This window comes from Methylobacterium sp. (assembly GCF_019745455.1).
GTDB lineage: Bacteria > Pseudomonadota > Alphaproteobacteria > Rhizobiales > Beijerinckiaceae > Methylobacterium.
Map to the genome: position 1 here is coordinate 12835 of NZ_JAIETD010000149.1, position 14284 is coordinate 27118.

General features: G+C 63.9%; 10 protein-coding genes and 3 pseudogenes. 3 read left to right on the forward strand and 10 right to left on the reverse strand.

Going from position 1 to position 14284, the window contains the following annotated elements; all coding sequences use genetic code 11:
- Positions 1 to 141: 141 nt before the first annotated feature.
- From K2Y56_RS24590 to K2Y56_RS24605, 4 genes are all read right to left on the reverse strand, one after another.
- Positions 142 to 792 carry a DUF1109 domain-containing protein gene (locus K2Y56_RS24590; protein ID WP_292514209.1) on the reverse strand — a complete coding sequence of 217 codons (651 nt, stop codon included), beginning with the start codon at positions 790 to 792 and terminating at the stop codon, positions 142 to 144.
- On the reverse strand, positions 789 to 1343 hold the full coding sequence (locus K2Y56_RS24595; protein WP_292514212.1) for a sigma-70 family RNA polymerase sigma factor: 555 nt from the start codon (positions 1341 to 1343) through the stop codon (positions 789 to 791). The genes K2Y56_RS24590 and K2Y56_RS24595 overlap by 4 nt, the downstream gene beginning before the upstream one ends.
- A 1670-nt stretch (positions 1344 to 3013) precedes the next feature.
- Positions 3014 to 3859, reverse strand: coding sequence for a class II glutamine amidotransferase (locus K2Y56_RS24600; RefSeq protein ID WP_292514215.1), 846 nt, complete (start codon positions 3857 to 3859; stop codon positions 3014 to 3016).
- 99 nt (positions 3860 to 3958) lie between these two features.
- A protein-coding gene (locus tag K2Y56_RS24605) for an IS3 family transposase (protein WP_292514217.1) occupies positions 3959 to 5127 on the reverse strand; the annotation gives its coding sequence in 2 pieces (ribosomal slippage) (positions 3959 to 4851 and positions 4851 to 5127; 1170 coding nt in all).
- A gap of 77 nt (positions 5128 to 5204) precedes the next feature.
- Here K2Y56_RS24605 and K2Y56_RS24610 point away from each other — a divergent pair.
- A pseudogene (locus K2Y56_RS24610) lies at positions 5205 to 5765 on the forward strand (transglycosylase SLT domain-containing protein); the annotation flags it as partial.
- 475 nt (positions 5766 to 6240) lie between these two features.
- Here K2Y56_RS24610 and K2Y56_RS24615 read toward each other — a convergent pair.
- Both K2Y56_RS24615 and K2Y56_RS24620 read right to left on the reverse strand, forming a co-directional pair.
- The gene (locus tag K2Y56_RS24615; protein WP_292514234.1) at positions 6241 to 6795 is read right to left on the reverse strand and encodes a recombinase family protein; all 555 of its coding nucleotides are present in this window, start codon (positions 6793 to 6795) and stop codon (positions 6241 to 6243) included.
- A gap of 59 nt (positions 6796 to 6854) precedes the next feature.
- Positions 6855 to 7283: pseudogene (locus tag K2Y56_RS24620) on the reverse strand (recombinase family protein); the annotation flags it as partial.
- 53 nt (positions 7284 to 7336) lie between these two features.
- On the opposite strand from K2Y56_RS24620, the gene K2Y56_RS24625 reads away from it, so the two are divergent.
- Positions 7337 to 8283, forward strand: a protein-coding gene (locus K2Y56_RS24625; RefSeq protein WP_292514220.1) for an IS630 family transposase whose coding sequence is annotated in 2 segments (ribosomal slippage) — positions 7337 to 7676 and positions 7676 to 8283 — 948 coding nt in all. Because the reading frame shifts where the segments join, the coding sequence is not laid out codon by codon here.
- 13 nt (positions 8284 to 8296) lie between these two features.
- Here the strand turns inward: K2Y56_RS24625 and K2Y56_RS24630 are convergent.
- Positions 8297 to 8476: pseudogene (locus K2Y56_RS24630) on the reverse strand (recombinase family protein); the annotation flags it as partial.
- Between the two features lie 531 nt (positions 8477 to 9007).
- Here K2Y56_RS24630 and K2Y56_RS24635 point away from each other — a divergent pair.
- Positions 9008 to 10288 carry an IS66 family transposase gene (locus tag K2Y56_RS24635; RefSeq protein ID WP_292514223.1) on the forward strand — a complete coding sequence of 427 codons (1281 nt, stop codon included), beginning with the start codon at positions 9008 to 9010 and terminating at the stop codon, positions 10286 to 10288.
- Positions 10289 to 10579: 291 nt separating this feature from the next.
- Here K2Y56_RS24635 and K2Y56_RS24640 read toward each other — a convergent pair whose 3' ends face one another.
- The 3 genes from K2Y56_RS24640 to K2Y56_RS24650 all read right to left on the reverse strand — a co-directional run bounded on the left by K2Y56_RS24640 (position 10580) and on the right by K2Y56_RS24650 (position 14161).
- Positions 10580 to 12031 (reverse strand): copper oxidase, encoded by a 1452-nt coding sequence (locus K2Y56_RS24640; protein WP_292514226.1) that lies wholly within the window; start codon positions 12029 to 12031, stop codon positions 10580 to 10582.
- 100 nt (positions 12032 to 12131) lie between these two features.
- Positions 12132 to 12464, reverse strand: coding sequence for a four-helix bundle copper-binding protein (locus tag K2Y56_RS24645; RefSeq protein WP_292514228.1), 333 nt, complete (start codon positions 12462 to 12464; stop codon positions 12132 to 12134).
- Positions 12465 to 12799: 335 nt separating this feature from the next.
- On the reverse strand, positions 12800 to 14161 hold the full coding sequence (locus K2Y56_RS24650; protein WP_292514231.1) for an IS66 family transposase: 1362 nt from the start codon (positions 14159 to 14161) through the stop codon (positions 12800 to 12802).
- Positions 14162 to 14284: the final 123 nt, after the last annotated feature.

A 14284-nucleotide genomic window follows, 5' to 3' on the forward strand; every position in this document is an offset into this window, starting at 1 on the left:
CATCATCATTACGCCAAACATCAGCAGGCATGAAAGAAGGAAAAGCAAAGACGTCCAGCCGCCGACCTGGGTAGCGCTCGCTATGCCGCCACCTCCACCAAACACAGGCGCGCCGCTTGCTACCTTCCTCGGCCGCGTGCGTCACCATCGCAGCAAGCGCGGCCCGAGCAGCGCGCCGGCGAGCGTGCAGAGTACGATCGTTCCCCCGTACCAGAGTGCAATGAACGGGATGGTGTCGTCCATGCAGTGAAGCGCGTAGCCAAGGGCACTCAACGCACCTGCCGCCAGGCCCACCATCGCTCCGGTTCGCACGAGGTCAGTCGGCGCTCCTATCTGCCGCACCACCCACATCAAGATCGCGAACGGCACGACGGCAATGATCGGGATCGAGATCAGGCACTTGAGCCACATCTCGCCGGTGACCATGCCGCGCCAGTGCGAGGGCGGCGTCGAGGTGAGGCTGACGGCTGCCAGAACGGTAATCCCTAAAAAAGGCAGCGCGGCGACGCCAAGGTGCACCTTCCTCTCCCCCCCCGGACGGGCGAGCTTGCCAAGGTACCATAAGGCCAAGCTCCCGATCACGACCGCGAAGGTGACCTTGATGAGAAAGAAGCTGAACGCTCGTTCCTCCGTCAGATCGGGCCGAACCCCCAAGGCGAGCATCGCAAGGTAGAGCGCGACTGCGGCGGCGACGGCCGCGGCTAGGCCGATGCGTACCGTCATCCGAGAGCTTCTAACGGGCTCGCTCGCTATGCTCGCACCCAGGAGACCGATGAGTTCGTCCGTCTTCATGATCTGACGCTCTTCGCAAAATCTGCCATCGCCTTCAGGCCGCGGTGAACACTGACCTTGATGGCCGACTCCGACATGCCAGAGCGTTCGGCAGCCTCCGTCACACTCAAGCCTTCGACCTTCATGGATCGCACCGCCTGCTGCATCTTTCCGGGCAGTCTGGCGAGCAGCCGCTGGACGTCCATGCTGCTCTCGGTCGCCCCGTGGTCATCGTAGGCGGTCAATTCGCTTGCATCCTCAACGGGCACGTTGGCCGAGGACGCCCGCGTACTGCGAAGGTGATCGATGAGCTTGTACCGGGCGATCGCGTAGATCCACGGGGTCACCGGCTGCGTGACGTCGTAGGTGTGCCGGCGCGTGTGAATCGCCATCAGGGTTTCCTGAACGAGATCCTCGGCTTCGACGTCGGCCCGCCCGCTGCGTGTGAGCTTGCCGCGGTAGTAGCCCCTTAGCTGGGGTCCGATCTGTGCCAGGAAGCAGCGATAATCTGCTGTGCTTCCCGCAAGGCCGGCCGTGATCAGCGCTCTGAGTTCAGGTTCCTGCCGGATCACGTCGCCTTGCCCTGCCTGTTTGTCAGCGTGAGGGCAAGGGAAGCCACGAACGACCCATTTTAGGCAAGCCTAGGACCCAAACGAGGCCAGTCAGGAGACTGACCGGGCGGAACGAGAGAGTGCAGCAGAACCTTAGCGGCTCTGATGCTGCTTGCTCTCATGCCGCCCATTGCCCTGGCGCTGGATTGATCCCGTCGAGTCGGCTGGAATGGCAGACGACAAGGTGTTTGAGCGCGCCATCTGGCTCGATCGGCTCAGCCACTGCGTCCCGCTCTCGCTTGCCATGGCGGCGTAGGATGCGGTCGAAGCAATGAGACCACCAAGGAGTAGAGCTGAGATTGTAGAACGCATTTGCGTATTCCCTGTCTTCGTCGCGAAGCGCTGGGCCTCTGATGATGAATTCGGGGTTCCGCAAATTTGGTTACAACCGATCGAGGAAAGTTCGATCGGGATAAAAACAACCCTTTGGAGCTGAACTGCCAAGAGGTCGCGAGCACACGCGCAACGCGTACGACGTGGTGGGGACGATCGGGATCAAATGATTAATCTGTGCCTCCTGTAACCAATCTTCCGCCGCGTCCGAACTCCTGATAGAAGCCTCAAAGGTTTCTCAGGATTTGGAGATTGCTATGCGTTCACTCTTGACAGCCGCTGCGCTCGTCGCTTTTGCGTTGGCTAGTCCGGCCTCGGCAACCGACGGGAATAACGCCAATGCCGAGCAACAGACCCGGCCGGTTCCAAACCGAGGCGGTACGTCGGGCGGGCCTGCGCATGATGCCGGGAAGGCCCCGGTTGCAACGGGGACGGTACGCAATACAGAGGGCATCGACGCAAGCGCCAAGCATGGCAATGCGAATTTCCCGGAGCGCTCAGAAACCCAGCACAATCATGGCACTACATCCGGCGGTCCCCGCAACTAAGACGGCCGGATTACGGCGGCCGGGGCGGACCCGCCCCGGCCGACGCTCTAACTGGACGGCTCAGCCGATGAATTCGGCTCCGAAGGTGCTGCCGTCAAAGGCTGACCAGCCCTCGTAGAAGCCGTATTGCAGGCAGTGCGTCATCGGGTTGATGCCTGCGGCCGCAACAGCAGGCTTGGCTTCCTGGTACGCCTGCCCTCGGATGAGCTGGCCGTTTCGTCACTTCGGTTGCTTCCGACGTAGACTTGGTCGTCTGCATGTCGTTGCTGAATGGGGCCTTCATCGTTCGAGAGCACCCGGACGCTGGAGCTTGGCTGGCGCGTCATCACGTGACGCCGGGCCTCGGATTGACCCGCATCGGCAGGGATCATCTTGCCCGCTGCCTATGGCACCCACAGGTGGTACCGCGTAGAAAGCTCTGCGGTGACCGACTTGTTCAATGACGTGCTGTGAGGCAGCGCTTAGTCAGGTTCGCCTGCAATACGCGCCGCTCAACCCGACCCAGTACATTCATCGGCGGTGAGACGTCTGGACGCGGATTGCCGGGCCTGTAAGCGAGGATCAGCCTCGCTTTGAGCTAAGGGGCGAGGAAAGTCGGAGGGTTGCTAATTGAGGTCCAGCTCCGGGAACGAGCGGTGGGCTCGTTGGGCGCAGATCGACATGTGCCGGGGCGCGAGCTCTGCCGTACGCCGACAACGGGTGCGGGACACGCGGAGGTGAACATGCCACCAACGCAACGACAAAACCGTTTTAGGCCGCGAGCTGCGATGGCAGGTCAGCCAGGTGCCTCATTGCGAGAGAGCGGCCCGGAGAAGACAAGAGCGCAGAGGCATTCGGCAGCTCGCGCCAAGCGGCTCGCAGATGATCAAGTGGCTCGGACGCCAAGACAATTCTACCTGCTGTTTGACGATAGTAGAGACGCGGTGGCTTGCCGTCACTTGCCCAACGAAACGCGTACAGACGGACCCCGTCAGTCAAGACCGCACTAAACCGGAGGGGCTCTGTGATACCGGCATCGATCATCAGCGCTCTGATTGCATAGAGCGTCGATGTCATGGCCTGAACGGGATCGCAAGCGATGCCGTTTCCGAACGCAGCGAGGAAAATCGCTTCAGAGTCCGTCGTTCCGGCGCGGGCATATCGAACATTCTTAGATATCATCGTTTCCACGAGGGGGCGGATCTTGCCATACGCGCCGATCTGACCGTTGTGCATGAACAGCCATCGTCCGTAAGCGAAGGGGTGGCAATTCGCTTGTGTCGTCTCCGTGCCGGTTGCGGCACGGACATGAGCGAAGAACAGATGCGAGCTGACTTGTTTCGAAATCGCGGTCAGGTTTTCGTCCGCCCAGGCAGGACCTGCCATCCGATGCCGCTCTGGTTCCGCTCGCGTGCCGTACCAACCAAGGCCAAAGCCGTCGCCGTTCGTGCGGGTCTTGCCTTCCTGGGCATAGCGCGATTGCTGAACGAGGGAGTTGGTCGGGGCACACACCAGATCGACGAGCGGGATAGGGTCGCCCTGATAGGCGAGGAAGCGGCACATGAAGAGTGGCCCATCGCAGCCGCAGCGCCGCAGCGCCCACATCAGGCCCATCATGGTTAACGGGCAATTAATCTGCGCTACGAATCATGACAGCGGTAGCCGTGCAGGTGATGCTTGGCACTGGACCTGAACCTTTGCTGGACTTGCTTCGATTTAGTGGAGAGCGGTTTGGTTGGCGCTGCGTTTCTCGAACTGGATAGGGCTGACGAAGCCGAGCGCGGAATGGCGCCTGCGCGGATTATAGAAGCCATCGATGTAGCGGGCGAGGGCCTCGGTCGCCTCAGCCCGGGTTTGGAAGACGGTGCGCCAGACGAGCTCGCTTTTCAGTGTCTTGAAGAACGTCTCGACCATCGCATTATCATAACAGTTACCTCTGCCGGACATTGAGGTTACGACGGCATGTCGTCGTAGTTCGGCCTGGTACTCGTTGGAACAATACTGACTGCCGCGGTCCGAATGATGCAGCAGACCTGCTACCGGCCCTCGCATGACCAGAGCTCGTCGCAAGGCGGTGAGAGCCAGTTCCTTGTTAAGGCGGTCGCCCGCCGCCCAGCCGACGACCCGCCGGGCGTAGAGATCGATCACCACCGCCAGATACAGCCAGCCCTCCCGCGTCCAGATGTAGGAGAGGTCGGTGCCCCACTTCTCGTTCGGCGCGGCGGTGGTGAAGTCCTGGTCGAGCCGGTTCGGCGCCACCGGAAAGGCATGTTGGCTGTCGGTCGTACGCTGGAAGCGCCGAGGCTGACGGGCCTTGAGCCCGTTCTCTCGCATCAGCCGCGCCACGCGTTGCCGCCCTGCCTCCAGGCCCTGCTCGCGCAGCTCGTGCGTCATGCGCGGGCTCCCATACGTCTCGTGCGAAAGCGAAAAGGCCGAGCGGACATGGGCGAGCAGGACCAGATCCTCGCGCTGACGGCGCGAGGCGGGGCGGTTCTTCCAGGCGAAGTAGCCGCTCGGGCTGACAGCGAGGACCTTGCACAGACGCTGGACGGGGAAATCTCTCTTCGCCTCATCGATGAGCTCGAACCTCATCGACTTCCCTCCTTGGGGAAAAAAGCCGTGGCGCGCTTCAGGATCTCTCGCTCCTGACGAAGCACCTCGTTCTCACGCCGCAGTCGCTTCAGCTCGGCGACCATGTCCTCCTGCCGGTCGGACGGCAGCGCATCCATCTCTCGATCACGCTGGCTATCGATCCAGTTGCGTAAGGTCGAGCGTCCAACCCCGAGATCAGCGGCGATCTCGCGGTGGGAACGGCCACTCGTCTGGGTGAGCCGGACCGCCTCCGCGCGAAACTCAGGGGTGAACTGCTTCTTGGGTTCTGCCATCGGAGACCTCCTCCTTCACGGAAAGAGCTCTCCACTTTTGCGAGGCAAGTCCACCTGAGACATCCGCTGCGAAACTGTCGGAGTACAGCGATCTTCTCACCCGCGAGGCAATAGCCCGCGGTCTGCCGGCTGAAATCGCCACTGCCGTGGCCTTCGTGGAAAGCGGCTTCAACCCAAGCGCCGTCGGAAGCGTCGGCGAACTTGGACTGATGCAAGTCCGGCCGGCAACGGCAATGATGCTCGGGCACACGGGTCCAGCCGCGGCCCTCCTGGACCCAGCGACCAACGTGCGCTTCGGCGTCGCCTACCTCGCCCGAGCTTGGACTCTCGCAAGAGGCGATCTTTGCCGAGCTCTGATGAAGTATCGCGCCGGGCATGGCGAGGAGCGGATGACCGCGCGCTCCGTTGAGTATTGCCGACGCGCCCGCGATCGTCTGGCGGCAACAGGGTCGCCGCTAGCGAGAGCGGCCCTGCCCACTGTCCAGGATGCCTCAGGCCGCCGCCCCGTCGCTTTGTCTGCTGGGCAATCCGATCGTCAGGCAGTTGTTGCCACGGTCGCAGCGCGGCTCTGGGCCGAGCACGCGGCGCGAGTCCGAGCCATTGCGGTGCGCGCCGACCGTGTCATGAAGGGCGGCTAAGGTTTCATGTCGAACCTCCTGAAATCTATCTGGAACCTCATCCACGAAGGCGATGGACGTGAGTAAAAAGCTCGCTCGTCTCACGTGGACGTCAGGAGGTTCGAGCACCGGTCGACGTCGTCGTGTTCGAGCCTTCGTCGCCCGACAGGCCGCACGCGATTTCTACCGCGTCTTAATTGCGGGCGCCATCATCGGCATTTTGTTCAACTTGTTGCTGACGCATAGCTTAGGCAAGTAGTGGTGTCCCTCGGCATGCAGCAATCCGCTCGGTTTTATCGCTGACCGCTCCTAGTCAGAGCTGCAGGCTTTGGAAATACTGTTTGCTCCAGAGAGGTTCATTCCATTCTCCCCACGGCAGCGTCACCGACGCCGAGCCAATGAGCGCCGCCATTCGGCTGCTCTCATGTCGTCATACGCCAGTACGAAAATAGGCTCGCCGGAACAGTTCTGCGAGCCGATGGCTAAGGTACTTGGGTCAAGGAGCGCTCTTGGCCGTCCTGCGCTCCGCCGTCTGACCACCTGCTCCGACGCCGCTCCACCCGATGCGCTCCAGGGTACCGAGCAGTGTGGAGCGCGGGACTCGAAAGGTCCGACACACCGAAGCCTTGCTCGCCCCTCCCTCTAGAGCTGCAACGATCTGCTCAACGCGCTCCGGATCAATCGAGGGCGGCCGACCTCCTTTGCGCCCACGTCGACGCGCGGCGGCAAGACCTGCCGTGACCCGCTCGCGGATCAGCGCGCGCTCATATTGAGCGAGCGATCCGAACAGATTGAACAGGAACTCGCCATGCGCTGTCGTGGTGTCGATGGCTTCGGTTAGCGACCGGAACGCGATGCCGCGCCCCTTCAGTCCCTCGACGATCCTGATCAAATGTGAGAGCGAGCGGCCGAGCCGGTCGAGCTTCCACACCACGAGCACATCGCCGGCACGCATGTCGTTCAGGCAAGCGACCAGACCGGGCCAGTCGTTGCGCGCCCCCGAGGCTCGGTCCTGATGCAGGTGTCGCTCGTCCACGCCAATGGCGAAGATGGCGCGTTTCCTTCAGAGCTTCGTGTCACACCTGCTGGTGCGCCCGGGATGCTGCGTGATCAGGCAGGCGAGGTCGCGTCCCGGATCCTCAGAACAGTCTGCCGGCTCGTCTTGAAGGTCCGCGCCAGGGCCGACACGCTCGCGCCGTCTCTGAGCTGGCGCGCCACCGCCTCGCGCTGCTCGCTTGGGAGCCTGGCCGGCCGGCCGAGCCGCTTGCCTTCCGCCCGCGCCCGGCTCAAGCCAGCCTGGGTGCGCTCGATCAAGAGATCGCGCTCGAACTCCGCGACCGCGTTGATCACGTTCATCGTCAGCTTGCCCGTCGAACTCGTCAGGTCGACCCCACCTAGCGCCAGGCAGTGAACCCGTACGCCGAATTCCTCGAGTTTGGCGACGGTGGCGCCCACGTCCATGGCGTTGCGTCCGAGCCGGTCGAGCTTGGTCACGACAAGAACATCGCCTGCCTCTAGAGCGTTTTCCACGATCCCTGAGTCGTTGTGGCGGGGTGAGCGTTGATCCCTGAAGGTTCGTCGGGGAGATCGCCATGGCCCGTGCCTACAGTCACGATTTGCGTGTTCGCGTCCTGGACGCGGTGGGTGCAGGTCTGTCCCGCCGGGCCGCGGCCCTGCGCTATCGGGTCGGCATCGCCACGGTGATCCGCTGGGCCGCGCACGCCACGACGACAGGAGAGACGCGGGCTCAGCGTCAGGGCCGTCCACCCGGCTCCAAGCTCGACGTGCACGAAGCCTTCCTGCTCGCCCTCACCGAAGAGAAGGACGACATCACGCTTGCCGAGATGCAGGAGCGCCTGCGTACCGAGCGCAGCGTCTCGGTCGGATTGGGCACGCTGTGGCGGTTCTTCGCCCGCCGGGCGGTGACGTGGAAAAAAAGTCAGCGCACGCAACCGAGCAGGATCGCCCCGACGTGGCCGAAGCGCGCGAGGCATGGTTTGCCGCGCAGCCCGACCTTGATCCTGAGCGCCTGATCTTCATCGATGAGACCGGTCTCTCAACCCGTATGGCGCGCCTGCGCGGTCGCTGTGCCCGCGGTCAGCGCCTACGCTCGGGCATCCCCCATGGTCATTGGCTTACGACGACCTTCGTGGCGGGCTTGCGCCTGTCGGGGATGAGCGCGCCCATGGTGCTCGACGGGCCGATGACGCGGGAGTGGTTCCTAGCCTACGTCGAGCAGGTGCTCGCCCCAACCCTCAGGCCCGGCGACACCGTCATCCTCGACAACCTGCCCGCCCACAAGGGCGCGGCGATCCAGGCCGCCATCGAGGCCAGCGGCGCACGGCTTCGCTTCCTGCCGCCGTACTCGCCCGACTTTAATCCAATTGAGATGGCCTTCGCCAAGCTCAAGGCGCTGCTGCGCAAGGCAGCCGAGCGCACGGTCGATCGGCTCTGGACTGTCGTCGGCGATCTGCTTGACGCCTTCACCCCAGCCGAGTGCGCAAACTACTTCGCTGCCGCCGGTTACGATCCGGAGTAAGTGGAAATTGCACTAGCCGGTCGAGCAGGCGCGCGAAGCCGCGGCGCTGGCTGGCCGCGATTGAGCCCGACACGGTCTCAGTCACGAGGCGGCGCGGTTCGATGGTGAACCCGGCCGCTTGGATCTCAGTGAGCTGGTTATCGGTGGTCTGGCCAGGAGTGGAGACGCGGAGGTAGGCGAAGGTGCGCGGCATGAGGCAAATTCGTTCGAAAACCCTGGCCGGAACTAAACACCTGTCCGGAACTCGAAGAAGCTAATTGGTGAACAGGTCGCGCGACCTTGTCCAGAATCGGTCGGTTCCGGACAGGCTTTGTCCTGTGACGTGCGGGTCAGGGACGGCCTCATGCGGAGCGACACAGCCGCAGCATCCCCGCGGAACTCACCGAGCCTCAGCGCGAGCGCACCGTGGTCCGCTTGGCCGTGCTCCGGCCGACCTGACATGCTGGTTTTGGGCTGGGCTGGCTGAGGGGATCAACTAAAACCAAAGGAGGTGAAGGTGAAGACAGAGGCCGAGCGCGGAGCAGGTCGTGCTGACCCTGCACCAGATTGAGATGCCGATGGTACAGGACGAGAGCATCGCTGTTGCTGAGTTAGAGAAACGGAAATCTCCACGCAGAAGCTCAAGGATGAGTCCCTGAAGCTGCAGAATTTCTACCAGTTCAAATAGGCGCAGGGTAATTACCCACCCCTTGCGTGGGCGGGATTTCGCTGATTCCTTCGGAAGATGGGCCGAAGCGATCTTGAGCGGCTGAGCCGCGAGGAGCTGATCGAGCTGGTGCTGCGGCTGCAGCGCCCGGCGAAGACCTCGCGGACTTCGTCGAAGCCGCCCGCGACGGACCGCAAGGAGCAGCGGGAGCAATCCAAGCCCGGCGGCGCCAAACCCGGCCATGAAGGCCACAGCCGCGTGATGAGCGACGACCCCAATACGGTGGTCGAGCATCGTCCCGACCGCTGCATGTGCTGTGGCGGGACCCTGCATGGGGATCTTGCCGCTGAGATCGTCAGCGTCTCTGAGCAGATTGACGTGCCGGTGGTGGCGCCGGTGGTGATCCAGCATCGGCGCCTCGCTGTGCACTGCCCGTCCTGTGGAACGAAGGCCGTCGCGCCGGTGCCGGAGGCTGCGCGGGGCACGCCGTTCGGCCCACGGCTGCATGCGGTGGCGACGTATTTGAAGACCTTCCAGGCACTCTCCTACGAACGGCTGCAAGCGGCGTTGGCCGATCTGTTCGGCTTGACGCTCAGCCAGGGCGGCCTGATGAACCTGCTTCGCCGGGTGCAGGGCTACTTCCGCTCCGGCCGCAAGGAGGCCGTATCGGCCCTGCGCCAGGCCGCAGTTGTCGCCTCCGACAAAACCGGTGTTCGGATCGAGGGGAGCAACGCTTACCACTGGGTGTTCCGCTCGGCGCAAGCCGTCGTGCACACGGCCTCCCCGACACGGGGCGCCATCGTGGTACGCGAGATGATGGACGGCCACCGGCCCGCAGTGTGGATCTCGGACCGCTACACCGCCCAGCAGGGACATGCCGCCAAGCATCAGACCTGCCTCGCGCATCTGGCGCGCGATGTCGCCTACGTCGTCGAGGCCAGCGACGATCCCGTGCCCTGGCGTCTGCAGCTCTGGCTGCAATCCGCGTTCGCCCTGGCCGAGCACGTGACCGATCCGGCCACTTCGACGCTGGTCGCCAAGCACCAGACCTTGGATCGACAACTCGGGGCCATCCTCACCACGCCAAGCCGTTGCGACCTGACCCGCGATCTGCAGGCCAAGATCGGCCGGGCTCGCGACCAGCTCTTCGTCTTCCTCACCTATCCCGGCATCGTCGAGCCCACCAACAACGGATGCGAGCGCGCGCTGCGCCCAGCCGTTGTGCAGAGGAAGGTCACCAACGGCTACCGCGCCATGTGGGCCGCCGAGGGCGAGGCTGCCATCCGCACCATCGTTGATACCGCACGCCTCACAGGCAGCAGCCCCTTCGCCACCATCCTCAAGACAGTCGGCGCCTGAACCCTACGATTCCGGGCGTGGGTAATCACGGCGCAGGCCGTGGTCGGCCGTTGACAAAACACCTATCAACTGCACGCAGCCGCACCCGTCTCCTTCCTGGTTCCGACCCTTCGGCTACCCAGGGCAACGGCCATGCAGTCGTCTCTCTCGGACCAGCTCAAAATACCGACGGGTTCGGGGCTCTGTCAGGAACGCATCACATAGCAGGCTCACCACCCATGGCATGTGGTTCCGAACAGAGCTGATGGCTGCCGGGATGCATGCAATCGGGTCGCTTTAATCAGTGCAACGTCAGCGCTTCGGCCCGTCCATCGGCATCTTGCTCATGTCCATGGCCTGCATGCCGATAGTGCGGCGACGGGCGCGCACCTCCATCGACATCATACGCCCATCGCGGGATCCATGAGTGGCCGCGGACGTAGCGGCGACCGAACTGTTTCGGGCTGACGCAGCCGTTGGTGCGTCCACCTTGTAGGCAACGGTGCCCGGAGGGTTTCTGTACCATCCCGGATCCTTGTAGTCGCCCCGCGCCAGACCCTCGCGCACCTTCACAACCGAGAACATCCCGCCCATCTCGACCGAGCCGAACGGCCCCTCGCCCGTCATCATCGGCAGCGTGTTGTCGGGGGTCGGCATCCGCATCTCCGTCATTGCTGCGCCCCCCGTCGAGCCCATCGGCATGAAGCCTGGCACCAGCTGGCCGACCTTCTTGGCGATCTCCGTCTGGTCGACGCCGATGTAGGTGCGCACGGAATGGCCCATGGCATTCATGGTGTGGTGCGCCTTGTGGCAGTGGATGGCCCAGTCACCCTCCACGTCGGCCTTGAACTCGAAGGCGCGCATGGCCCCGACCGGTAGGTCGATGGAAACCTCGGGCCAGCGGGCGCTCTCCCGCACCCACCCGCCATCCGTGCCCGTCACCTCGAAGCTGTAGCCGTGCATGTGTATCGGGTGGTTCGTCATGGACAGGTTACCCATACGGATGCGCACCCGGTCCCCTTTGGCGACGACCAGCGGGTCGATGCCGGGGAAGGCCCGGGAATTCCAGGTCCAGATGTTGAAATCTGTCATGGTTGCCACCTTCGGCACGTACGCGCCCGGGTCGATGTCGTAGGCCCCTGTCAGGAATACGAAATCCCGCTCGACCCGCATGAAGGCCGGATCCTTCGGGTGCACGATAAGCGAGCCCATCATGCCCATTGCCATCTGGAAGGTCTCGTCGGCGTGGGGATGGTACATGAAGGTGCCGCTCTTCTGCAGCACGTACTCGTAGGCGAAGGTTTCGCCCGGCTTGATGGTGGGCTGCGAGAGACCACCGACGCCGTCCATGCCCGAGGGCAGCAGCATGCCGTGCCAGTGTACCGTGGTGTGCTCGGGAAGCTTGTTGGTGACAAAGATACGCACTCTGTCGCCCTCGACCGCCTCGATGGTCGGGCCGGGCGACTGCCCGTTGTAGCCCCAAAGGCGAGCGACCATGCCCGGTGCGATCTCCCGCTCCACCGGCTCGGCGACGAGGTGGAACTCCTTCCATCCGTCGCCGGTCATGCGCCAGGGCAAGGTCCAGCCGTTGAGCGTCACCACCGGGTTGTAGTCGGGCCCGGTGTTCGGCGCGAGCGGCGGCTGGGTGCCGGACTCGGTCATCGTCGGTGCTTCCGGTACGGACGCGGCCCGCGCGCGCCCTGAAACCGCACCGGCGCCGACCAGGAGCGCGCCTGAGGTACCAATGAACTGCCGCCGATCCATGCTCGCTTCCCTTCAGTGGTCGACAGGTCGTGGGGATCAGATGGGGAACCAGGACGAGGCCGCAGCAACGGGCCTGCGTACAACGTCCGTCCCAGAGGTTTCAGGCAGCCATTTTCCGGCAGCTGTCGGCACAAGCCCGGCACTGGCCGGCGCAGTCCTGCATGTCGCCGACCTGCTCGCAGGAGCGGGCGCAGTCCTCGCAGACATCGGCGCACTCGGCGCAGGTGTGCTTGTGGTGCGCCGTACCGAGCAGCATGAAGTGCGCGGAGGTCCGGCAGATCTCGGCGCAGGCGAGCATCAAACGGAGATGCTCGGGCTCAACGTGCTTGCCGCCGGTCGGCAGGCAGTGATGCGAGGCCATGCCAAGACAGGTTTGGTAGCAGCGTAGGCACTCTTCGATGCAGGACTGCATCTCGGGGCTCGTATGATGCATGGCGTCACTCGCGGTGTTTGAGGTTGAGCGAAGCCTGACGATAACAGAGCTTCCAGGGGCGCCGCGTAGTCCGGGACGCCGCGTGGGTTCAATTTACCCGCTCAGACTATTGTTCCTCGAAGGATGCTGTTCGGTGATCATGTGTTTGTGACGCGTCACGCCGGGGTACGATGAGATGGTAGAATCCGAGACGGCATACGGGAACGTCCCGGTCGACCACTCCCACCAAGTACGGGCAGTACTTCGAGGCGCAGCCGGGGGACATTTCGGGCGTCGCGCCAGCTAAGCGGCCAAGGTCTCGTGCAGGGTAAATGCTCACGGGGTCTGGATGCCTCTCAAGCCGAGGCGCAGATTGTCTGGCCTTTCAACGTGAGGCGGATGGCGTCGATAGCGCGAACGGAGCGCCGTCGGGCAGTTTCGATGACGGACCTGATGTCGGCGTAGAGATGAGCGCCCCACTCCTGGCGGAAGCCGTTCGTGATTTTACGGTAAACCGCGCAGGGGCGCAGCGCCCGCTCCGACCCGTTGTTCGTGGCCTCCAGATCGCGGTTCTGGACGAAGACGAAGAGGTGGGACCGAACCTTGCGGATCATGCGCTTGAGCTTGATCCCGGCCGGGTGGGTGGGATTGAGCGTCATGATGCGGTCGAGGCGACGCTCCAGGTCGGCCTCGTAGGCTTTCAGCGTGGAATCCTTGAGATCGGGCCTTCGTCGACCGATGCCGCAGGCGCGTTCGAGCAGGTCCTTCAGGCTGGAGCCGAGTACCGCGTCGCCGGCGTCGATGGCGTACTGGACGTCGCGGATCAGGTGCGCCAGGCAGACCTGATGCGCCTTGCTGGCCCAGCCCGCCTGAGCACTGAGGCGGTCCGAGATCCAGAAGTCGGGGCGATGGTCCCCGAGGAAGGCCTCCACCACCGCCTTCGAGCGATGGGCATCGGCGACAAACACGGCGCTGTCGCCGTGGTGGAACACCCACAGCCACCAGTTGGCGCGGCCGACCCGCACGCCGGTCTCGTCGGACGCGATGGCGGTGCCCCCGAGCAGGCGCGCCTTGATGAGCGACACCGCGGTTTTGAACGGATTGGCGCTTGCCGACAGCATGTTGACCAGCGCGCCCTCGCTGATCGACAGGCCGAATAGGTCGAGGAGCGCGTCGCGCAGCCGCCCGAGCGGAATGCCCTGGACCGCGCGAAGGTAGATCACGAAGGCGCGGATGTTGGCGCCAAAGGGCGAGCCCGGCTCCAGGCCCGCCGGTGGCTGGGCCTTGAACCGCCTGGCGCAACACGGGCACGTGCCGCCGTGCAGCGACACGCGCGTCACGTCCGGCTCGATGTTCGGGATCTCCACCCGGTCATAGACCTCGCAGGGGCTCTGCTCAGCCTCCGACACGTCGGCCCCGCAGGCTTGGCACGCCAGCGCCAGCACATCGTGGTGGCGGGTCGGGTTGGGATGAAGCAGGCGATAGGCGCCGGGGTGCGGCTTGGCCTTGCGCGCGGGGACCGAAGGCAGCGACGGCTTCTGCCCCTTCGACGGCGGCAGGCTCGAGTTGTCCGGCGTCTTGGGCGGAAGGCCGAGCTTGGCTTCCAACTCAGCGACACGCGCCGCAAGCGCAGCGTTCTGCGCCATGAGCACCTCGATCCGCTCCAGCAGGGAAGCGATCAGGGCATCCTTGTCGGTGGGCGGGGTGGGCGTGTTCACGCCACCCTTGATTCACATCATAACGCCGTCGTCGACCTAAAATTCCGACTGTTGATTTCCGCTGAGAGTTGACCCGGCGTTTTCGTTGAGAAGTGACCCAGGTTCAGGGGTTGATGTTTATCA

Excerpts from the sequence above, each read along its gene's own strand:
- K2Y56_RS24600 (WP_292514215.1), bottom strand. The coding sequence starts at position 3,859 with ATGATGGGCCTGATGTGGGCGCTGCGGCGCTGCGGCTGCGATGGGCCA.
- K2Y56_RS24645 (WP_292514228.1), bottom strand. The coding sequence starts at position 12,464 with ATGCATCATACGAGCCCCGAGATGCAGTCCTGCATCGAAGAGTGCCTA.
- K2Y56_RS24640 (WP_292514226.1), bottom strand. The coding sequence starts at position 12,031 with ATGGATCGGCGGCAGTTCATTGGTACCTCAGGCGCGCTCCTGGTCGGC.
- K2Y56_RS24590 (WP_292514209.1), bottom strand. The coding sequence starts at position 792 with ATGAAGACGGACGAACTCATCGGTCTCCTGGGTGCGAGCATAGCGAGC.
- K2Y56_RS24635 (WP_292514223.1), top strand. The coding sequence starts at position 9,008 with ATGGGCCGAAGCGATCTTGAGCGGCTGAGCCGCGAGGAGCTGATCGAG.